The sequence below is a fragment of the Psychrobacter sp. NG27 genome (genome assembly GCF_016106655.1).
In the GTDB taxonomy this organism is placed as follows: domain Bacteria; phylum Pseudomonadota; class Gammaproteobacteria; order Pseudomonadales; family Moraxellaceae; genus Psychrobacter.
The window spans coordinates 655284-677796 of sequence record NZ_JADGIN010000001.1; the positions used below are offsets into that span (position 1 = coordinate 655284).

Consider the following 22513-nt stretch of genomic DNA (forward strand, 5'->3'; position numbering starts at 1 on the left):
TACCACCTCAATACTTAATCAACTCAATAATTAGTCTATTCAACATAGTACGCAGACAAACTTACAATCTTCTGCTTTTTAACACATTCAAAAGCTCTAAGCACAATCTCTATAATCACCACCACTAAACGGTTCTATGATCGCCTCTAAATACCATTGTTTTTATCAATCATCGCGATAAGCTGGATTAACCATTCATCCACACTTTAATCTTGACTAAATTACTCGGGATTAAGTATAATTGACCTAATCGTTACACACATCGAGTTCATCATCTGCTGTTTACTAGCGATAAAACATGACTTAACCAGCATGTCGCTTATTAGTATTTTAATAGCATTTTTGGTTAAAGTTACTGTTGAATAAATCGTTGTTAAACAAAATGACATAAAAGTTTGGAGATAACACATGCGTTTGACTACTCGGGGCAGATACGCCGTTACTGCATTGCTAGACTTAGCGTTACAGACTAGCCAACAAGAAAGCGCAGTATCTTTATCTGATATCGCCAAGCGGCAATCAATCTCCATCTCATACCTTGAGCAGCTGTTTTCCAAACTTCGCAAGCGTGGCCTTGTCACCAGTATTCGCGGCGCAGCTGGCGGTTATCATTTAGCCAAACCATTGAATGAGATTGATGTGATGAGCATCATATCTGCCGTTGATGAATCCGTCAATGCAATGCAGTGTGAAGGACGCGGTGACTGCCAAGGTGGTACCATGTGTCTAACCCATGATCTATGGTGTGCACTATCAAATCATATTGAACAGTACTTGAAAAATATCACATTAGCGCAATTATTAGATATGGAAAACGTGCAGTCAGTTTCAGAACGTCAGCACAACTCTACAAAAGATTTCTCCATAAAAGACATTAACACTATTACTCTATCGAACAGCGAGGCAAACCCAGCATGAGCCAACATAACAACCTTATATACTTAGATTATGCCGCCACTACTCCAGTAGCTAAATCAGTAGCTGCTAAGATGAGCGAGTATCTGACGGTAGATGGCGTCTTTGGCAACCCAGCCTCGCGCTCACACGGTTACGGCTGGCAAGCAGAAGAAGCAGTAGAAACTGCTCGTGCCCAAGTGGCAGAAGTGATCAATGCTGATCCACGCGAAATCGTCTTTACCTCTGGTGCAACAGAATCTGACAACCTTGCTATTAAAGGTGCCGCCCATTTTTATCAGTCTCGCGGTAAGCACATCATCACCAGTAAGATTGAACACAAAGCCGTACTAGATACTTGCCGTGAGCTTGAGCAAGAAGGTTTTGAGATTACTTATCTTGAGCCGCAACCAAGCACCGGTCTTATTTTGCCAGAGCAAGTCAAAGAAGCCCTACGTGAAGATACTATCTTAGTATCACTTATGATGGTGAACAACGAGCTGGGTACGCTTACTGATGTTACTGCGATTGGTGAAATTACTCGCGAAGCTGGTGTGGTTTTCCATGTTGATGGCGCGCAATCAGTGGGCAAAGTATTGATCGACCTTGCAGAGATGAAAATCGACTTGATGAGCTTCTCAGGTCATAAAGCTTACGGTCCTAAAGGTATCGGTGCTTTATTTGTTAGCCGCAAGCCACGTATTCGTCTAAAAGCTGAGCAGCATGGCGGTGGTCATGAGCGTGGCATGCGTTCAGGAACTTTGCCAACGCATCAAATCGTCGGCCTTGGTGCTGCATTTGCTCTAGCCAATGACAGCTATAAAGAAGACAATGCGCATGCAGCCAAACTACGTCAAAAACTGTGGGACGGTCTACAAGATATCGAAGAGATTTATCTAAACGGCGACTTAGAGCATAGCGTTCCTAACATTGTGAACATCAGCTTTAACTTCGTTGAAGGTGAATCACTCATGATGTCACTAAAAGACTTAGCTGTCTCATCAGGTTCTGCCTGTACGTCAGCCACGCTTGAGCCATCATATGTACTACGCGCTATCGGTCGCCCAGATGAGCTAGCACACAGCTCAATCCGTTTTAGCTTTGGTCGTTATACCACCGAAGCAGACATCGATACAGTCATCAAACAGATGCATGAGGCAGTTGATAAATTACGTGCCCTATCGCCACTTTGGGATATGTATCAAGAAGGTGTTGATTTAGATTCAGTTGAATGGGCTGAGCACTAATATTAAGAAGACAGGGTACAAACCCTGTCGAACAAGACATTAATCAGACAATTTAAACTAACGTTTGACCCCAATTATCGATGAGTAGTTAGACACTTAAAGTTAATAAAGGACTACTCATCATCTAACCAGGAGAAAACCCCATGGCCTATAGCGACCAAGTTATTGATCATTACGAAAACCCACGCAACGTTGGCAATCTTGATAAGAATGCCAAAAATGTCGGTACCGGTATGGTCGGTGCCCCAGCATGTGGCGATGTGATGCGTCTACAGATCCAAGTTGATGATAACGGTATCATCGAAGATGCACGTTTTAAAACGTATGGCTGTGGTTCAGCAATTGCTTCAAGCTCACTCGTTACTGAGTGGCTAAAAGGCAAGAGTCTAGACCAAGCTGGCGAAATCAAGAACAGTCACATTGCTGAAGAATTGGCATTGCCACCAGTAAAAGTGCATTGCTCTGTACTTGCAGAAGATGCTATTAAAGCCGCTATTAGCGACTATAAAGGTAAGCATGGCGTAGCAGCAGCAACTGAAGAAGCTGTTATCTAAGGCTAAACCTACTAGCCTATGCACTGTGTGGTCTTAGCAGCGCTATAGTAGCAACACGTTAAACAGCTACTGATGCTAAAAAGGTGACAATGACACTTATGTAATTGTCACCTTTTATTTTCTAAGAGCCGCTAGCATATTATCTTGGCAATCTCGTAATTTCAGTTGCCAGTCTATACAGATTTTTTTATTGATACTTATAATTAATAGTCAATGGGAGTTGGCATGATTGAAATGACAGAACGCGCCGCTCAGCATGTTCGAGACTTTTTGGACAATCGCGGCAAAGGCGAAGGCATTCGAGTCGGTATCCGCACAGCGGGTTGCTCAGGTCTAGCTTATGTTTTAGAGTTTGTAGATACACCTGACGAAAACGACACACGTTATGAAAGCCGAGACGTTAGCATCTTTATCGATCCTAAAAGCTTGGTATATTTAGATGGTTTGTTGATGGATTATGAAAAAGAAGGTCTCAACGAAGGCTTTAAGTTCAGTAACCCTAACCAGAAAGGCGAATGTGGTTGTGGTGAGTCCTTTACCGTTTAATGATTCACTGAATCTATGCATTTAATTGTATAATTAAAAACCATCGTTACTAACTGTGAATACTCGAACGGCGATGCTTCATGATCAGAACCATCGTAATCATGATATGTCTGGCCATCGGATAAGGTGGTAGATAAATCCTGAACCAGATCAGCATTTTAAAAATCAATAAAAAAGCAAGGCGTAAGATATGACAGACACTCTTTCAAAAACGCAGTTCGATAACTTTTTTGCCTTATTTGAGCAGCCTGTACAATTTGAAATCAATCAAGACAGTCTCGATCAGCATCTACGTCTATTGCAAAAACTCTATCATCCTGACAACGTCGCAAAAAACCAAGCCGATACCGCACAAGCAAAGCAGCAGTCAGAGCAAACCTCCGCACTCATTAATCAAGCATACCAGACGTTGAGTGCGCCTGATAGCCGTGCAGGTTACCTATTAGATATGGCGGACCAAGCGCAAAACATAGAGCACTCTATCGCTGATTTAGATTTTTTAGAAGATGCGATGGAAATGCGAATGGATTTAGATGACGCCATTGAAGGAAAAAATCTGTCAGCCTTGCAACAGTTACATCCTCAAATCACAGAACGACTAGCCAAACAATCTGAGCGGTTTAGTAGCGCTTATATCACTCAAGATTGGCAAACAGCCATCGATGCGACGCAAAAGCTAAAGTTTTTGGTCAAATTGAATGCTGACGTTACAGCGGGTCTCGATGATGTTGCCACAGCGGATCAATCAGATGACGATGATTTGTATATGTAATCTTTGATTGCCAACACCCTTGACTGGCAAATCCTCCTATATTTGGAGTGAAAATACCGTCTTGACGCTGTCATAGTACCCATACTGTATTTGCTCCGTTTCTCTTATTTACTTTATCTCTGAGTTGTCTTATGTCTTTAATGCAAATTGCCGAACCCAATCAAAGCGCCCAACCTCACCAACATCGATTTGGTCTCGGTATCGACCTTGGCACGACGCGCTCGTTGGTCGCTGTCGTACGTTCGGGTAAGGCGCAAGTTTTAGAGGCCGGTGCTGCAACAGATACCCTATTGCCTTCTGTGGTCTATTATCCAGCGACTGGTAATCCTTTAGTCGGTTATGATGCATTGGCTCACTTAGCGGATGATCCAAAAAATACGATCGTCTCGGCCAAACGTTTTATGGGTCGTAGCCAAGCTGATATCAAATTCTCACATCCTTATGAGTTGTCTGGCAGTGAAGATGCTATGCCAGCGTTTGTGACTGCTCAAGGTGAAGTCTCTCCTGTTGAGGTGTCTGCCCGTATATTAGCGGCGCTTGAGCAACGTGCAGCGAGTGCATTACCTGAAGACAGTATCGAGGGTGCAGTCATTACTGTACCGGCTTATTTTGATGAAGCGCAGCGCCAAGCAACGAAAGACGCAGCGCAAGCGGCGGGCATCAATGTACTTCGTTTATTAAACGAACCTACTGCAGCGGCAGTCGCTTATGGACTTGACCAGCATCACGAGCATAGTGATAAAGAAAGCTATTATCTAATCTATGATTTGGGTGGTGGCACGTTTGACGTCTCTATCTTAAAATTGAACGATGGAGTCTTTGAAGTCTTGGCAACTGGTGGCAATAGCGCCCTAGGTGGCGATGATATCGATCGTCTTATTACCAATTGGTTCATCAAACAACTTAATATTGACCCAAAAGACGTCAGTCGCCACGATAAGTCGATACTGGCGCAACAAGCCAAAGCTTACAAGCAAGCATTGACGGATGCCGAACAAGTCGATATCGACATCACCGTTAACGACCAGTCTTATCAAGGTATATTACGCCGTGAAGACATCATGACGATCGTCGAGCCAGTCAGTCGCCGCACCTTAAGCGTGTGCGAACAAGTACTGCGTGATGCCAAGCTATCTGCTGCAGATTTGGATGAAGTTATTTTGGTTGGTGGCTCGACACGTATGCCTGCGATACAGCAAGTTGTGACTGAGTTTTTTTCCAAGCAGCCGCTTTGTCGCCTCAATCCAGATGAAGTCGTTGCCTTGGGTGCGGCCCAGACAGCGCACCAATTGGTCAATGGTGATAGCAACAACAATTTGCTCTTATTGGATGTGACGCCACTATCACTTGGTCTTGAGACTATGGGTGGCCTAGTCGAAGTGCTCATACCGCGCAACACGCCTATCCCTGTCAAAAAACGTCAGGTGTTTACAACTTATCAAGACGGTCAGACAGGCATGGTCATTCATGTGGTTCAGGGTGAACGTGAAACTGTCGATAACTGCCGCTCGCTTGGACGTTTTGAATTGTATGGCATTCCTTCTATGAAGGCTGGGTTTGCTCGTATCGAAGTCACTTTCAGTATTGATGCCAACGGCCAGCTGACAGTTAGTGCGCAGGAAACGACCACCAAGACAGAAAGCAAAATCGAGATTGTGCCTTCTTATGGGCTATCAGATGAGCAAAAAGAGCAACTGTTAATAGCAGGCTTTAAATACGCAGAAGAAGACAAAAACGCGCGCTCACTGATCGAAACCAAAGTGGAAGCGGAGCGTGAAGTACTGGCGCTACAATCTGCATTGAACGAATTTGCCACATTATTGTCTGCTGAAGAACAAAGTACTTTGGCTGAGCACATTCAAGCATTATCGACTGCCCTTGGCACTGACGACCTAACCGTGATCGAAGCTCAACAGGCACAGCTTAAACCACATAGCGACGCCTTTGCGGCTCGTATTATGAATCAAAGCGTTAAAGCCAGCATGGCAGGCACAAGCGCCCAAGATTGGTAGCAAATACGCTCCAAATGACATCTTAGTTATCGTACTAAGTTGACGTTTTTTTATATTAAATTGATTAGCATTGGACAGATAATTTATGCCAAAGGTTACCGTACTACCTCATCACGAAATTTGCCCTGAGGGTGCAGAAGTTGAGCTAAAAGCTGGCGAAAACTTGTGTAAAGCATTATTAGAAAAAGGCATCAAAATCGAGCATGCGTGTGAGATGTCAAAAGCATGTACCACTTGTCACGTGGTGGTACGCAAAGGCTTCAATAGTCTAGATGAAATGGATGACATCGAAGCAGATTTGCTTGATCGCGCTTGGGGGTTAGAACCTGACTCACGCCTGTCTTGTCAGGTGATGCTCGATGACGAAGATTTGATTATTGAAGTGCCTAAATACACACTCAATCATGCAAAAGAAAATCACTAAATACGCTTAGCATGCTTCACTTGTATACAAAAAAACGACCCGTTATTAAATATTAATAACGGGTCGTTTTTTGTATCATCATTCGAGCTGTCAGTCATGACAACCACGGCCATACTTGCTATTATTATCCGCTGAATGGTTATCTCTGGCCAGTTTTATGACGTTTGCTTTCTGCTGCGATGCTTGCAGCCACTTTTTCTTCCTCTTTCTCAACCCGTTCAAGCGCGACATTTAGGCGTGACCTGATATCTTGATAATCCTCATCTTTCATATCTTTGAAATTTAGATGTAGGTTAAATCCAGGTAGTGTATGATCTACCCATTTAGAGAGATAGCCTCCATGACTATCAGGGTCTAACACTTGCCATGCGTTGACCTTATCATCAAAGCCCTTCAACTCAAGTGCCGCAATGTACTGACATTCATAGTTATGACAAACATAATCATAAGTGCTTTCATTGATCAATATCTCATCTTTGCCGCCGCATGATTGGAGCCTAGAAGCCAAATTGGCCTCTTTACCAATCAGTGTATAACTGAGTCGATTGTTACTACCAAAATTACCCACATGGCAGTAGCCAGTGGTAATACCGATACGTATATACAAACCCTCAAAGCCCATTAGCCGCCACTTTTGACGTAAGGTTCGCATTTCGCGGCGCATGTCTATCGCCATCGCCACACAATCTAGTGCATCTTGACGCGAACCGCGGCTATCAGGTTCGCCAAAAAAACACACCATGCCATCCCCAATGAATTTATCCAAAACCGCGCCATGTTTGTCAGCAATCATAGTCATACAGTGCATATAAGTGTTTAAGATATCGGCCAAGTTATCCGCACTCAGGCTGTCAGATAGTTCCGTAAAACCCACAATATCCGAGAACATAATGGTCAGCTTTGCACGCTTATTAGAGACAGTAACTGGCATATCCGCTCTGACAATAGGTTCCCAAACCTGGGGTGGTACAAAGCGCGTCAGTTTATTGATGACTGAGACCATCGTACTCAAACGCCCGCCTGCCTGATAAGCACTTTCTTTATAGTCAGTGTGCTTTTTATGAGTTCGTCGAAATTGACAGAGAATAACCGCCATGCTTGCCAGCAATATAACAGGTGGCAACCAGCTGTCATTGCAATCCATACCACCAGCATCCAAAATATTACTGACATAATAGAAGACAATAGCGGTCACTAAAGCGACGGTAAATAGTCTTAAATGGTTTTCAGGCTTGTTTAGGATGATTCGCATAGCGATTAAAGACGCTAGACTGAGCGATATAACCATGCAGAACTGTATCGCACCAATCACTACTGCCAGTAAAATAATGACAATATTGGACGTCCAAAAACTGGTTTTGCGTCGATAGTTATAAATAAAAATCATTAAGCTGGGTAGAATAATGATAATCGATAATGCCATCGATGTCGGACGAAACCCATAATGAAACGTGAGTAATATAACGGTGAGTATTAAAACGAAAACTTCTGGATAGTCAAATTGGCAGATACCGTTACCCTTTGACAACATTTTTAGCTTTAATGTCTCTGGTAAGGGCATAGGGAGTATTCACTTAAACTAGATAGACTATCGATGAGATGATAGTACTTGAGAGTAACATAGCTACATGATTTTCGCTTATGACAAATCATTATAAGATATATCTAATAATATATTATACTTTTTAAAACAGATGAAACCTAGACCATTGGTGCTCAAAAAAACGCCCTTTGTCCAATGTTATGGCTTAATAAGTCACTATGGGCTTTACCTCAAGTAAAACCCAATAAAAAAACCAGATACCATACGGTATCTGGCTTCTCTTATCTGTTCTATACGCAGCAGCTATATATGTGAGTTTTGGCTTACGAAAATTGGCCATCTCTCATATTATGAGAATGAAACCTAAAAGCCTCATTCTTACTATCTGACTACATTTGCCAATCAAAAGGCATTTGATGATGACCACGTAGCGCCATCATTAACGTTTGCTGCATCTGTGCTAGCACCTCTTTAGTATAAGGGATAGCAGGAACACCCCACACTGGGTTAGGCCATTGCATGTCATTCTGATAGCGAACGATATGATGAAAATGAAGCTGGGGTACTTGATTACCAAGGGCTGCTACATTCATTTTATCTGCTTGAAAAGTTTTGGCCAGCTGACTCGATAGCCAGCTTGACTCACGTAAAAACTGTGTTTGGTCAGCTTCAGATAACTCATACAGCTCTTTGATACCTGATACGCGCGGCACTAATATTAACCAAGGAAATTGGCAGTCATTGATTAAACGACAAGTAGACAGTGGGAAGTCCCCTACTAAAAAACTATCAGCAGCAAGTTTATGATGAAGTTGGAACATAATGACGGTTCTCTTGTTGTTTAATGCAAATAAAAACACATAAAATATAAAAGGGTAAAACGCAGTTTGGCTATTTTATCAGTTATCTGGTTGATAAAATAGCGCCATGACAGATTGTATGACAACTTACCTCACTGGCATAACACACGTCACTTATCTCATGCCCTTCTTTGCTCGACACTCAGCGTTTATTAGATTAAGCGGACTCTGTCACCATATGCTCGCTAAAATAGCGCAGCAGCTCTTGGATAACGGTCACTCGCTTTTGCGGCGTTGCCAGTTTATCAGCATTTTGATAACGAATACCAGATGCGCCATTCATACGATAATGCTGCCCATTCGACTGTATCAGTTTAATAATAGCTAAGGCGTCGACCGGTGTATCTGGTGCAAACTCAAGCGTCATACTACTACCATTGGCATCAATTTTATTGATCTTTAATGGCTCCGCTTGCAAGCGCAATCCGTGAATAGCAAAGAGCTGTTTGGTTTGATCTGGCAGTGTACCAAAACGGTCTATCATTTCCGTGCGAATGTCAGTCAATGATTCTTTGTCATCTGTATTGCTAATACGCTTATAAAACAATAAACGCTGATGCACATCATGTAAGTACTCTTCTGGTATGAGTGCAGAGCTGTGTAGATTGATTTCACTGGTCAGCGATAGCGGTGTGTTCAAATCAGGCTCTTTGCCCGCTTTGATGGCCTTAGTCGCACGCTCAAGCATATCCATGTACAAGCTAAAGCCAATAGCCTGCATATTACCACTTTGCTGTTTACCTAATATCTCGCCTGCACCGCGAATCTCTAAATCCTCACTTGCCAGCATAAACCCTGCACCCAACGTATTGGCACGTTCAATCGCATGTAACCGGCGCTTGGCATCTCCTTTAAGCCCTTTGATAGAAGGCACTAACAGATAGCAGTAGGCCTGATGATGGCTACGTCCGACTCGGCCACGTAGCTGATGCAACTGCGCCAGACCGAACTTATCCGCGCGCTCAATAATGATAGTATTGGCATTGGGCACATCAATCCCTGTTTCGATGATAGTAGAACAGATGAGCACGTTGAATTTTTTATGATAAAACTGCTGCATGACTTGTTCGAGTTGGCGCTCTTGCATTTGCCCGTGTGCCACGCCTACTCGCGCCTCAGGTACAAGCTCACGGATGGTCTCTGCCATACGCTCGATACTCGCAACATCATTGTGCAATAGATAGACCTGCCCGCCGCGCAATAGCTCGCGCAAGATCGCCTCTTTCATCAGAGCTTCTGTTTTTTGCATCACAAAAGTTTTAATGGCAAGACGTCGGGCAGGTGGCGTGGCGATGATTGACATATCACGCATGCCTGAGAGCGCCATATTCAGCGTTCTAGGGATTGGGGTTGCCGTCATAGACATGCTATCCACATCCGTTTGAATGGCTTTGATACGCTCCTTATGACGCACGCCGAAGCGATGCTCTTCATCGACGATCATCAATCCTAAATTCGAGAATTTCACATCGGGTTGTAGCAGTTTATGAGTGCCAATCACGATATCTACTTTACCAGCAGCCAAATCAGCCAAGACTGTTTCCTGGTGTTTTTTGCCACCAAAGCGCGACAGACTTTCGATACGTACTGGCCAATCAGCAAAACGATCACGGAAGTTGTCTTCGTGCTGACCTGCGAGCAGCGTCGTCGGCACCAATACAGCGACCTGATAGCCAGCACTAACCGCAATAAAAGCCGCTCGCATGGCCACTTCAGTCTTACCAAAGCCGACATCCCCGCAAATGAGACGATCCATGGGTTGATTTTGTCTCATGTCCTCCATCACTGCATGGATGGCATTGGCCTGATCGGGGGTTTCTTCAAAGGCAAACTGACTAGAGAACAGCTCGTACTGTGAGGGATCTATTTTAAAATGAATGCCTACTTTGGCCTCACGTCTTGCCTGCATATTTAGCAGTTCTGCTGCCACATCATGAATTTGCTCAAGCGCTTTTTGTTTGGCTCTGTCCCATTTACCGCTACCGATTTTGTGCAGTGGTGCTAATGCTGGGTCACCGCCACTATAGCGACTGATCATCTGTAGATTGGCCACTGGCACATAGATACTGGCATCGTCAGAATACTTTAGATGAATAAACTCTTGCTCACCATCACCGACATCCAGCGTAATCAGACCATTATAACGACCAATGCCATGCTCGATATGGACGACCGGACTACCATCTGTTATCTCGGTGACACTTTTGACCAAAAACTCTTCTGACACACCGCTTTGACGGCGACGGCGCGTTTGCAGGACTTGACGACCGAATAGCTGTGTCTCACTGATCAATACCAAACGCTCAGGCACATAAACGCCGCGCTCGATAGGTGCTACCGTCAGACCTACTTTAGGTAAATGATTGGTAAGAGTAGTGCTTGTTTTATCTGCTAGTAGAAACGCCTCAAAGCTGTCATAAGCGGTAATATCAATCTTACCTTTAAACAGCTCAATAAGAATCTCGCGGCGTCCTGCCGTTTCAGCAACAATCAATACAGGCGTGGCCGTTTGCGCTTGTATCTCTAGAAACTCTAACAATTCAGTTAGCGGTTCAGATTTTTGATGATTCACTGCCAATTGCGGTGGTTCTTGTGCACTCAGTGCGACCGAACCCTGCTGCTTATCTATCGCAAGCTCATCACGCGCACTCAGTATCACTCGTGGATATTGGTTCAGCTGTTCATTCAGTGCATTGGACAGCAGGTACAGCAATTCAGGTGCCACAATGGGTTTGTCTATGTCATGACGCCGCTCTTCGTAGCGACGCTGGATCTGTGACCAATATTCAGCCTGCTTTTCATTGATCAATTCATCAGTGATAAATAGCGCATCACTAGGCAAGTAGGAAAATAAACTACTCTCGGACTCCCAGTCTTTTAGATTAAAAAATAACGGCTGATAGTATTCAAGCCCGCTACTGGCTATGCCTGCCATTACGTCTTTGTGTAATTCAAATTTACGGCTACTGGCATTCGGAAACATCGCGGCAAAATTCATACGGAACGTTTCGCGCCCTTCATCGAGCGGAAACTCCTTAGCGGGTAATATTTGAAATTGTTCAATCGGTTTTGAGATATCGGGCAGTTTATGCAATAGCGATAGTGACTCTTTTGCCATACTGGTGTCGTTACCAGACATCAGTGCTTTGAGATCATCGTTGGTTAACGTACGCTGCGTTTGTGGATGAAAAAAACGAATCGTCTCGATCTCATCATCGAACAGATCCAAGCGCAGCGGAAATGGCTGACCCATGGCAAAAATATCAATGATGCTGCCACGTACCGCAAATTCACCTGGTTCAAAGACGTTATCAACCGCACGGTAGCCTGCTTTTGCTAGTAACCCACGCTGAGTACTGATATCGAACAAGTCACCCACACTCAGATCAAAATGCTGCCCAATTAACCAACTTGGCGGCGCCACACGATGCATCAGCGCTTGTATTGAGATGAGCAGGACACCTGAGCTTGGTATATCTGTCAGCAGATTAATACGCTCACTGACGATATCCTGATGCGGAGAAAGCTCATCATAGGTCAATGTCTCCCAGTCAGGGAACACATAAGCATCGACCCCGCAAAACGCCAACTCTGTCTCTATCTGATTGAGCTGGTTTTGGTCACGTGCCACAACCACCTTTAGTCGATCGGCAATATCCCATCTAGATGCCTGAACCAAGCTTGCCAGCCACAAGCTACTGACCGCACCGTGCACAGGTGCCAGCCAACGCCGCTCGGCGTTTTGGATAGGAAACAGTTGCTGATTAATAGGGTCAAAGGCGTCAGTTAAAGCAGTGATAGGCATAGAGAGTCGGATCAAAGTTAAAAGTCAGAAAGCTATTATACGAATATTTCAGCAATTACCAAAACTTATGCCGTAACGGTTTGTCACCTGCAAGCTCATTTATCATAAAAGAGGCAACACGCTCTACGTGAAACCATTAAGCGCTGACCGTTATAGCCGCACAAAAAAGCCTCAGCTTATAAGCTGAGGCTTTTTATTCGTACCCATAAAACCAAGTTTAGATGAGCGGGCTGACACTAGCGATAATACCGTTATTGTCTGCGTAAACAAACATACCAGAGTTTAAGGTTAGGTCACCAAAACTGATTTCGATATCTGTTTGCCCTTCATCACGGCGATTTGACTTACGCGGGATACAGCCTAGCGCCATGACGCCGATATCCATCTGTGCTAAGTCATCAACATCACGGACACAACCATATATAACCACGCCCGCCCAACCATTATCGATTGCTGATTCTGCAATCATGTCGCCTAGCAATGCACAGCGCATAGAGCCGCCACCATCCACAACCAACACTTTACCATTGCCGTCTTTATCTTTACCATCACTATTCAGCAATGCCTTAACACGGCTATTGTCCTCGAAACATTTGACCGTCACAATTTCACCGCAAAATTTATTTTTTGCACCAAACTGACGAAACGACTTGCCTTCAATATTTGGCAAACATACCTGCGACTCTGGATTTGCATCTAACAAATCACACGTCACAAAAGTGTCTCTATCCATCTTTATCGATTCTGGCATTGGTTTTACTCCTTGTTGTTGGTGATTTGGTTAGCTACGCTGCTTATTAGTAAAAATCGCCTGTTGATAAAAAACCCATGCTAATGAAAACGCTTGAGATGTCATTCTTTATTTTTTGACGCGAGTCATCGCTAGCATCTGCTTATTTTCAATGACATTGGTATGTATGGCTTGGGGTTCAGTACGATATTTGCTCCGATGATAAATCTCATGGGCGCTCATAGCCATGGCACTAGCCACGCGCTTTGCAGAAATGGGATGCAACGACAGTGACTCTGAGACCAAAGGCGATATCAGCTTAAATGCTTTTTGGCCGAGGCTTTCAAGCGGGCGACCCTTATGCTTACCTAACAACAATGATGGTCTAAAAACCACTAGCTTTCCAAAACCTAATGACATAATGGACTGCTCAGTCTCAGCCTTGACCCGATTGTATAAAAAGCGACTGTCGATGTCAGCATTCATAGAGGAGAGCAAGAAAAAGTTCTCTACGCCTTTATCGCGGCAGAGCTTGGCAAAGTTCACATTATAATCATGGTCTATTTTTCGAAAAGTCTCATCGCTACCCGCTTGTTTTTTGGTGGTCCCAAGACAGCTAAAAGCATCTGTCGTTCGATCCGCGCCCACACTTGCAAACACTTCTGAGAGATTATCGAAGTCATTGACCTGATAAAAACGCATGCTAGCATTGATATAGCGTGGCGGACGCCGAGCGATCACAATCAATGTATCATAGAGCTCACTCAGCTGTTTTACCAAGTGTTGCCCTACCAGTCCTGTTGCGCCAATCACAATTGCTTTTCGCTGCATACCCTATCCATTTATATGACGTTAGATGATCTATATTGATGAAAAAATACCTATATCAAGGTCTATCGCTACCGTATCATACCTAAATTCGCAGGTAACCGACCGGATTATGTGAGATTTATTGTAAGAGATTTTATCAGTTTACCACTATCATGAATGTGAGAACGGTTCGTAAACTTGCCTAGACTGTATTTTTATTCTGTTAGGGTCTGTTTGATATTCAAACATTAGGGCTGCTGATCGATAAAATTGTACCAAACTAGGCAAAAACTGGCGATAATGTCGAGACCTTAGCTAGGTTTTCAACAACGTTTGGGATGATTTTAGCATCAGCCTTTCAGGGCAATACTCTTTTTTACCACTACATGTTTTTGCCAATACATGGCGAAATTATTTAACCTAGAATGACTAGGCATCAAAAATTTCACTGCATATTGTCTAAAAAATCGTCACTGCCAGCACCACGTTTGCATATTAAACAGACCCTAAAAAACTTCTTTGGGCATTAATCATCAAATATATTGTCCTTAGCTCAATAATTTGATAAGATAACCGGCTTTACACGTCAACGCTGTTTAATTATTCCAAACAGTTCTGGCGCTTGCGATGGTCTATTCGTATTAGATACTTTAATATCAGACATCGACATCATGTTTGACGAGAGGCTGCTCGTCACCGATGATTGTTAAACCCATTATTGCAATCAACATTCATATTTTTATCTGTCTTTATCAAGGAGATACGCGTGGCTAATACTGCACAAGCTCGTAAACGCGCCCGTCAAAACACCAAACGTCGTCAGAACTCTGCGTCACAACGCTCTATGGTTCGTACTTACTTAAAACGTGTTGATGCGGCTATCGCAGCTAAAGATTATGACGCGGCTACCGAAGCTTACAAAAAAGCGGTACCAGTTATTGATCGTATGGCTGACAAAGGTATTATTCATAAGAATAAAGCTGCTCGTCGTAAGAGCCGCCTAAACAAAACAATCAAAGGCCTACAAGCTTAAGATTTGTACTGTTTAGACCGCATCTCGCTTTGATAGCGTGATGACTAAAACCTTGCTACTGGTTCTAATACTGGGGCAAGGTTTTTTTATGCTATATTATCGGTATGTCAATAATTGGAAGATGCTCAGTGGAATCGATGAATAAGCGCGCAATCGTGATCGGTGGTTCGTTAGCTGGGCTTTTTTCGGGCACACTACTACGCTCTATTGGCTGGCAAGTAGATATTTACGAGCGCTCTACTCATGATTTAGACAGTAGAGGTGGTGGTATTGTCTTACAACCTGATGTGGTAATGGCGCTAAAAAGAGCAGGTATTGCGACAGACAAACTAGGCGTCGATGCCCTTGAACGCTATTACCTGCAAAAAAATGGCCAAATTGAAAGAATGGCCATGCGTCAGACGCTTACCTCTTGGAACATCCTTTATCGCTCGATGCGAAGACACTTTCCAGATGAGCGTTATCATCAAGGAAAAGTATTAGCACAAGTAGAATCAAAAGGTGCCAAAGTCACCGCTACTTTCACCGATGGTACTTGTGAAACTGGAGACTTATTGATTGGCGCTGATGGACCAAATTCAACCGTGCGCCAGCAGCTTCTCCCTACTTATCAGCCTCAGTATGCAGGTTATGTAGCCTACAGAGGTTTGATAGAAGAAGCTGAATTACCAGTAGAAGCAGCCGAAATATTTACTGAACGGTTCGTGTTTTATGACTTTCCAAACTCGCATATTTTGGCCTACGTCATTCCCGGCGAAAACGAGTCGCTGGTTTCAGGAAAACGCCGATTCAACTGGGTTTGGTACGTTAATTACGATGAGAAAATGGAACTTGCTCATCTACTTACGGATAAAAACGGCAAACATAGAACACACTCTGTTCCACCAGGCATGATGTCCCCTGCTGTAGAACAAGCCATGCGAGACTACGCAGAACGTGTCCTCGCTGAGCCCTTTAAAAAATTAGTCGCCACAACTAAAGAGCCTTTTGTACAGTCTATTTTGGATTTGGCAGTGCCTCAGATGGTTTTCGATAGCATAGCCCTGATAGGAGATGCCGCTTTCATTCCTCGGCCTCATACAGCAGCGGGTACGGCAAAAGCAGCAGCGAATGCTATGTCACTGGTACAAGCACTCGTTGACCATAATCATGATGTTCCTAATGCCTTACAAGCATGGGAGAGCCATCAGATATCATACGGCATGCAGTTATGGCAACAGGGTCGCAGCGCAGGTGATCGCTCTCAGTTTTCTTATGGCAAAAACCGAACAGAAGGCTAGAAGACAGAATCATTTTACGTTGTTGAAAAGATTGGGTTAGACGTTTGCATAATGGCCATAAAATATCTTAGCAATCAGTCCCATTTCACCTTTGGCGGCAGTAGCAACTTGCTTGGGTGATGGCCTGCTGCTTGGTAGTCCTCTAAGAGGGAGCTAATGGGACGAGTGTAGACCTTACCACGCCAAATGAAATGTGCACTGCTCTGCGCGAATGGCTTATCATCAAACCACAAGAACACGCCCTCCATCATCTTTGGCCAATCATTCCAGTCAATTTCAATCACATCAAACATCACTGCCAAAAATGCAGAGAGTAAGGTATCGTGACTGACCGCGAGCATTAAGTGACCTGACTGCGGCTGATTCTGATAAAAAAGCGACAGAATATCGAGGCCACCTTGATAGGCATTTTTGGTGCCTTCAAGATTGCCTTGCAAAAATCGATTGATGAAGTTCAATACGCCAATCTCTTTAAATATTGGATTGGCTATTTCAGGCTCAGTGACGAGGCTACCAGGTTCAACCAGTAGTGATTGATGTGTAATGTCTCGTCGTAGCCCTGCCCCTTCCTGCATCAGATAGGCCGTATCAAGACAGCGTCCAATTGGGCTTGAAATGCTATCGACATCGAGTGAGTATGGGAGATGACCTGCCAACCAACGCCCCCAAGACTTTGCCAATATTCGACCTTTGGGGGTCAGTGGCAGCTGATAACTGGCAAAGCCGTTGCCATCAGAGCGCTCACGTAAAGAGTGTCTCGTAAATAAAATCAGACGCTTATTTTCTGGCAATAGACTGACGGATGGAATCATACTATCTGGCAGGTGTGAGGGTGCAGGCGCGCTTGGCGTGTGACTGGCAAGCTTGTCAGTTGCGCTTTGGGGCGGGATGTTGCTAAGATATTTACTCATGATGCAAGCCTAGCAGATTTTTTGTCAGGAATGAACACCATACAAATTCAGTTGCAATATATATTGTGAATACTGTCTATGATTTGCAAGACCATTTCTCGCCAGACAGATTGCGGCAAATTTTATTTTTCGATCGTGGTATTAGCAGTGCGTACTTTTGATTGTTGTTGTGAAAGAGACATATACCTCAACCTTTAGTACATAAACTGCTTTATACCCATAGAAGTGCGTACTAGCCAATATCTACGACTCTATCCCATGCAAACTCCAATGCTGTACTGCTCACCTCGTTGGGATATGCTCGCGGATTGACAATGACCCGAGTATGACCAATACGGTAATCAAATGCCTCATGTGTGTGCCCATGTACCCATAATGTAGGCGCCCAGTCTTCATTCATCCATTCAGACAAATCACTGACGAAAGCGGCGTTACTTGGTAGATTGGCATACTTTTCGGACACAGAGAGTGCACTGACACTATGATGGCTCATTACTATGGTCTTTTTGCCCAACTCTTTAGCTGTTATCAATGCTTGCTGTAGCCACTTACGATGCGTTGCATGGATCTGCATAGAAACCTCAGGTGAAAATAGCTCGTTACCAGCATAGATTTGTTTATAATCACGCATAAACTGCCGAGCAGCAGCCATCGTGTCTTCATTGGCATGATATTGATAATCTGTCCAAAGCGTACAGCCCAAAATGCGAACGTCACCGATATCAATATGCTGACACTGTAATACGCGAACGCCTTGATTAGACGCAGTGTTATAGTTGTCCCATGTTTTCAACTTTTGATCAAAGTTCAATACATCTTCATCAAAATACTCGTGGTTGCCTGCAACCGTAATCACTGGCACTTGTAGACGTGCTGCTTGCTCTTGTAGCCATGGCATACCTTTATCACTGTTTGCCGTATCACCCGCTACTAGGACTACATCTGCATCCGTTTTAGGAATATGTCCAATAGGATGCAACTGACGTGCATAGCTATCAATGTGTAAGTCACTGAGTATCTGTAATTTCATATCATCTCGTACCGTTCAATCATATCATTACTGAAATTTTAATAAAAACAAGCATATGTACTGCTTTTATCTGGCAAGCTAAGCGTATCCCATTAGAGCCAATTATGTTTTTATCGTGGCAACAGCATAAATTTAAATAGTGTAGCACCTTTTTATCTACTGCCAAAAAGTAAAAAGACAGCCATATAAGCTGTCTTTTTACTGTCTATGCCTCGAGCCCATAACTCATTGTATACTTTGAAGTATCATCTGTAGTTTGGCAGCAGGATCTATAGCCTGAGTAATAGAACGACCAATGACCAGATAGTCGGAGCCATCCTTTAGCGCCTGACTTGGTGTACAGATTCGCTTCTGATCATCAGCACTGTCGTCTGCCAATCTAATGCCAGGCGTCACCAGTTTGAAATCTTGACCACACAGGGCTTTGAGTGCCTTTGCTTCCTGAGCCGAGCATACCACACCATCTAAACCGGCTTGCTTGGTCAACTGTGCCAGTCTACTCACGTGCGCATCCAGACCATCAGTAATGCCCGTTTGCATCAACGCTTGAGTGTCCATCGAGGTCAGCACCGTGACTGCAATCAATAACGTATCAAAATCATTATCTAGCAAACGCTGCTTTGCTAGAGACATGGCCTCTAAACCAGCACTTGCGTGGACATTCACCATCCACACACCAAGCTCAGCCGCCGCTAATACCGCTTGTGCGGTAGTATTGGGAATATCATGAAATTTCAAGTCCAAAAATACATCAAAGTTACGTTGATGTAGCGCCTTTACAATATCAGGGCCACAGCGTGTAAAAAGCTCTTTACCCACCTTTAATCGGCATGCTTTTGGGTCTAATTGGTCAGCTAGTGCTAAAGAGGCGTCCAAAGTCATATTATCTAAAGCGACGATGACTGGAGAATGTATTATATTGTTCATGGTTTTGCCATATTTGTATCAAAGTGAATGAAGTCGCGTATTTTCAAGCGTGGATAAGCATAGATGAGCGTAGCGACATCACGACGTCTGGTTACTAATCTCGCTTACGCTTAGACAGCGTACCGCCTTCATTTAAGTGAGTATCTGTACTGTCTTGCACGTTGGTAGCCGTTGCACCATAGACAGCCTCTTCTACCGTCGGAGCACTTGCCTGGCGATCGATGACTGTATTGGCCTGAGTGAGCTGCTCTTGCAGATTCGTATTCGCTTTTTGCAAACGCGAGATTTCCCATTTATTCTGTAATACTCGAAAGATAAGTAGCGCCATTAGAATACCAATCACGATACCGAGTATCAGACATAAAATCAGCAGCAGCCCCAAATTCATAGTAGGTGCTTGCGAAAATATGAGATTGACTCCAACCTCGGTATTGTTTGCCAATACTAAACCCAGCGAATAAGCAAAGCTCAGAAATAGCAGTACAAATAGTAAAAAGCGCATGAGACAGTTACCTTAGTTTGAAGTCATAATATTAGGATCATCACGTACAATGACATTAGCTGTCAATAATATTAAATATTGGCAACAGTATCATTGACGGCTTCACGCAACGCTTTGCCTGGCTTAAAATGCGGAATGGCTTTGGCAGGTACTGGTACGCTTTCACCTGTCTTAGGATTACGACCCAGACGAGCACGGCGATGATGTAGACAAAAACTGCCAAACCCACGAACTTCAACTCTGCCATCATTGGCCAAAGTATGAGTCATCAAATTCAATATTTCACGCACTGCATCATCGACAACCGTATCGGCCATACTGTCACAGTTCGCACTTAAATTACTAATAAATTCGGATTTGTTGATCGTTTGCTGCATTATTACACTTGCCTTGTAGATTGATGGATAAACTGATGATGAATCAGAGCCCTATTTTAACAGCCAATACCGAGGGCCATTTTCAACACTATGTATTTATTTGCATTACGCTAAAACTGCAAATACATAGTGACTCACATCTTGTTACTCAATGTTGCAAATGATAGCGGATATTGGGGTAAATAGGAATAAGAGTTTGCCAATTTTGGCAAAAACATCCCTGATCAATATCATTATCAAAATTCAGTAATAAAAAAAAGCGACCGAAGTCGCTTTTTTTTATTACTTGTATATCAATAACTTAATGCTTACTGCATTTGTTCTTTGATCAAGTCACCAATAGTTTTTGGTTGAGCTTCAGAACCGGCAGCGGCAGTAGTACTAGTGCTGCTTAGTTCTTTGATTGCTTGACGCTCTTCAGCTTCGTCTTTCGATTTGATAGACAAGTTGATGCTGCGTGTTTTACGATCAACGCTGATGATTTTAGCTTCAACGTCATCACCAACAGTCAGATGCTTAGTTGCATCTTCAACGCGGTCACGTTGGATCTCAGAGGCACGTAAGTATGCTTCAACTTCGTCAGCAAGCTCAATAGTAGCGCCTTTAGCATCTACTTCTTTTACTTTACCAGTAACGATAGCACCACGGTCATTGTTGACTAGGTATTCGTTGAATGGATCAGAGCTTAACTGCTTCACGCCTAGGCTGATACGGTTAGCTTCTGCATCTACAGACAATACCATTGCTTCAACGGTGTCGCCTTTGTTGTAGTTACGGATAGCATCTTCGCCAGTTTCGTTCCAAGAGATGTCAGACAGATGAACAAGACCATCAATACCACCGTCTAGACCGATAAAGATACCGAAGTCAGTGATTGATTTGATAGTACCAGTGATTTTATCACCGCGCTCATGTTTCTTATCAAACTCATCCCATGGGTTAGCAAGAGTTTGTTTGATACCTAGGCTGATACGACGACGTTCTTCATCGATATCAAGAATCATTACTTCAACTTCATCGCCAACTTGAACTACTTTAGATGGGTGGATGTTTTTGTTGGTATGATCCATCTCTGACACGTGTACTAGACCTTCGATACCTTCAGAGATCTCAGCAAAACAACCATAATCAGTCAAGTTGGTTACGCGTGCTTTAACAACGCTACCCACTGGGTATGTGCCGCCAACGTTATCCCAAGGATCAGTACCAAGTTGTTTTAGACCTAGGCTAACGCGATTGCGCTCACGGTCAAACTTCAATACTTTAACTTTAAGATCTTGACCAACTTCAACTACTTCAGATGGGTGCTTGATACGGCGCCATGCCATGTCAGTGATGTGCAATAGACCATCGATACCACCTAGATCAACGAACGCGCCGTAATCAGTAAGGTTCTTAACGATACCTTCGATCTCGATGCCTTCTTCAAGCTTGTTCAACAGCTCTTCGCGCTCAGCTGAATTTTCAGCTTCCATAACTGCACGACGGCTAACAACAACGTTGTTACGTTTTTGATCAAGTTTGATGACTTTGAATTCTAGCTCTTTGCCTTCAAGATGCGTCGTATCACGGATAGGACGTACATCTACCAATGAACCTGGTAAGAACGCGCGTACTGAACCGATATCTACAGTGAAACCGCCTTTAACTTTGCTTGAAATGATACCTTTTACGATTTCATCGTTGTCAGCAATTTTCTCAAGGAAGTTCCAAGTTTCAACACGCTTAGCTTTTTCACGTGACAGCAAGGTTTGACCCATGCCGTTATCAACTGCTTCAACCACGACATCAACGCTATCGCCAACTTCAACTTCAAGTTCGCCTTCTTCGCTTAAAAACTCTTCACGAGCGACAATACCTTCAGATTTCAGACCAGTATCAACAGTGATCCAGTCGTTATCGATGGCCACAACAGTACCAGTGATAACCGAGCCACGCTCGATATCAAGACCTGTTTCTTCGATGCTCGCTTCAAATAGTTCAGCAAATGATTCCATTATGTCTACCTTTGTATAGCCGTATCCTGTCCAGCACAGTACGGATCAAATTTATGATTGTATAAAACGAGAATACTGGTTTTATATCCCATACAATCATATATAAAAACGTTTGTTGTCAATAAGCACATCACTTATCAAACTCACTAACAACAACTATCTTAACTCAAGCGCTATTTACACTCTGTGAAATACTAAATATTAACTGTACTAGTTTATACTAAAATCAAAGCTTATGTTCAAGTTTTTAGTACTTAAT

20 protein-coding genes are annotated in these 22513 nt (G+C 43.5%); 9 read left to right on the forward strand and 11 right to left on the reverse strand.

Annotated features, from left to right (window positions below; genetic code table 11):
- Positions 1-408 precede the first annotated feature (408 nt).
- The 7 genes from IP485_RS02610 to fdx all read left to right on the forward strand — a co-directional run bounded on the left by IP485_RS02610 (position 409) and on the right by fdx (position 6449).
- Positions 409-918 carry an Rrf2 family transcriptional regulator gene (locus tag IP485_RS02610; protein WP_194362932.1) on the forward strand — a complete coding sequence of 170 codons (510 nt, stop codon included), beginning with the start codon at positions 409-411 and terminating at the stop codon, positions 916-918.
- Positions 915-2141, forward strand: a complete 1227-nt coding sequence (locus tag IP485_RS02615; RefSeq protein WP_194362931.1) for an IscS subfamily cysteine desulfurase — start codon at positions 915-917, stop codon at positions 2139-2141. Before IP485_RS02610 ends, IP485_RS02615 begins: the two co-directional genes overlap by 4 nt.
- A gap of 143 nt (positions 2142-2284) precedes the next feature.
- Positions 2285-2695, forward strand: coding sequence for a Fe-S cluster assembly scaffold IscU (gene iscU / locus IP485_RS02620; protein WP_110922415.1), 411 nt, complete (start codon positions 2285-2287; stop codon positions 2693-2695).
- 225 nt (positions 2696-2920) lie between these two features.
- On the forward strand, positions 2921-3241 hold the full coding sequence (iscA, locus tag IP485_RS02625; protein ID WP_110922414.1) for an iron-sulfur cluster assembly protein IscA: 321 nt from the start codon (positions 2921-2923) through the stop codon (positions 3239-3241).
- 190 nt (positions 3242-3431) lie between these two features.
- A complete protein-coding gene (gene hscB, locus IP485_RS02630; protein ID WP_198325862.1) occupies positions 3432-4013 on the forward strand; it encodes a Fe-S protein assembly co-chaperone HscB in 582 nt (193 codons plus the stop codon).
- Between the two features lie 131 nt (positions 4014-4144).
- The gene (gene hscA / locus IP485_RS02635) at positions 4145-6025 is read left to right on the forward strand and encodes a Fe-S protein assembly chaperone HscA (RefSeq protein ID WP_198325863.1); all 1881 of its coding nucleotides are present in this window, start codon (positions 4145-4147) and stop codon (positions 6023-6025) included.
- An 85-nt stretch (positions 6026-6110) separates the two neighbouring features.
- Entirely contained in the window at positions 6111-6449 is a 339-nt protein-coding gene (gene fdx, locus IP485_RS02640) for an ISC system 2Fe-2S type ferredoxin (protein WP_194362928.1), read from the forward strand.
- Positions 6450-6588: 139 nt separating this feature from the next.
- On the opposite strand, the gene IP485_RS02645 is transcribed toward fdx, so the two are convergent.
- The 5 genes from IP485_RS02645 to IP485_RS02665 form a co-directional block, all read right to left on the reverse strand.
- Positions 6589-8010, reverse strand: a complete 1422-nt coding sequence (locus tag IP485_RS02645; RefSeq protein ID WP_198325864.1) for an adenylate/guanylate cyclase domain-containing protein — start codon at positions 8008-8010, stop codon at positions 6589-6591.
- Between the two features lie 371 nt (positions 8011-8381).
- A complete protein-coding gene (locus IP485_RS02650; RefSeq protein ID WP_045445060.1) occupies positions 8382-8813 on the reverse strand; it encodes an HIT domain-containing protein in 432 nt (143 codons plus the stop codon).
- 196 nt (positions 8814-9009) lie between these two features.
- Positions 9010-12657: a transcription-repair coupling factor gene (mfd, locus tag IP485_RS02655; protein WP_198325865.1), complete on the reverse strand. Its 3648-nt coding sequence runs from the start codon at positions 12655-12657 to the stop codon at positions 9010-9012.
- A gap of 217 nt (positions 12658-12874) precedes the next feature.
- Complete coding sequence (gene rraA, locus IP485_RS02660) at positions 12875-13408, reverse strand: ribonuclease E activity regulator RraA (RefSeq protein WP_198325866.1); 534 nt, start codon at positions 13406-13408, stop codon at positions 12875-12877.
- Between the two features lie 108 nt (positions 13409-13516).
- On the reverse strand, positions 13517-14218 hold the full coding sequence (locus tag IP485_RS02665) for an NAD-dependent epimerase/dehydratase family protein (RefSeq protein ID WP_194362924.1): 702 nt from the start codon (positions 14216-14218) through the stop codon (positions 13517-13519).
- Between the two features lie 745 nt (positions 14219-14963).
- Here IP485_RS02665 and rpsT point away from each other — a divergent pair.
- Together rpsT and IP485_RS02675 are read left to right on the forward strand one after the other, a co-directional pair.
- Entirely contained in the window at positions 14964-15230 is a 267-nt protein-coding gene (gene rpsT / locus IP485_RS02670) for a 30S ribosomal protein S20 (protein ID WP_194362923.1), read from the forward strand.
- Positions 15231-15367: 137 nt separating this feature from the next.
- Positions 15368-16510 (forward strand): FAD binding domain-containing protein, encoded by a 1143-nt coding sequence (locus IP485_RS02675; RefSeq protein WP_198325867.1) that lies wholly within the window; start codon positions 15368-15370, stop codon positions 16508-16510.
- A 74-nt stretch (positions 16511-16584) separates the two neighbouring features.
- Here the strand turns inward: IP485_RS02675 and IP485_RS02680 are convergent, their stop codons facing one another.
- The 6 genes from IP485_RS02680 to rpsA all read right to left on the reverse strand — a co-directional run bounded on the left by IP485_RS02680 (position 16585) and on the right by rpsA (position 22254).
- A complete protein-coding gene (locus IP485_RS02680) occupies positions 16585-17421 on the reverse strand; it encodes a histidine phosphatase family protein (RefSeq protein ID WP_198325868.1) in 837 nt (278 codons plus the stop codon).
- A 232-nt stretch (positions 17422-17653) separates the two neighbouring features.
- A complete protein-coding gene (locus tag IP485_RS02685) occupies positions 17654-18451 on the reverse strand; it encodes a metallophosphoesterase (protein WP_198325869.1) in 798 nt (265 codons plus the stop codon).
- Between the two features lie 225 nt (positions 18452-18676).
- The gene (gene pyrF / locus IP485_RS02690) at positions 18677-19378 is read right to left on the reverse strand and encodes an orotidine-5'-phosphate decarboxylase (protein WP_198325870.1); all 702 of its coding nucleotides are present in this window, start codon (positions 19376-19378) and stop codon (positions 18677-18679) included.
- A 94-nt stretch (positions 19379-19472) separates the two neighbouring features.
- Complete coding sequence (locus IP485_RS02695; RefSeq protein ID WP_197175404.1) at positions 19473-19880, reverse strand: lipopolysaccharide assembly protein LapA domain-containing protein; 408 nt, start codon at positions 19878-19880, stop codon at positions 19473-19475.
- 71 nt (positions 19881-19951) lie between these two features.
- Positions 19952-20257: an integration host factor subunit beta gene (locus tag IP485_RS02700; protein ID WP_194362917.1), complete on the reverse strand. Its 306-nt coding sequence runs from the start codon at positions 20255-20257 to the stop codon at positions 19952-19954.
- A 308-nt stretch (positions 20258-20565) separates the two neighbouring features.
- Positions 20566-22254 carry a 30S ribosomal protein S1 gene (rpsA, locus tag IP485_RS02705; RefSeq protein WP_194362916.1) on the reverse strand — a complete coding sequence of 563 codons (1689 nt, stop codon included), beginning with the start codon at positions 22252-22254 and terminating at the stop codon, positions 20566-20568.
- Positions 22255-22513 lie beyond the last annotated feature (259 nt).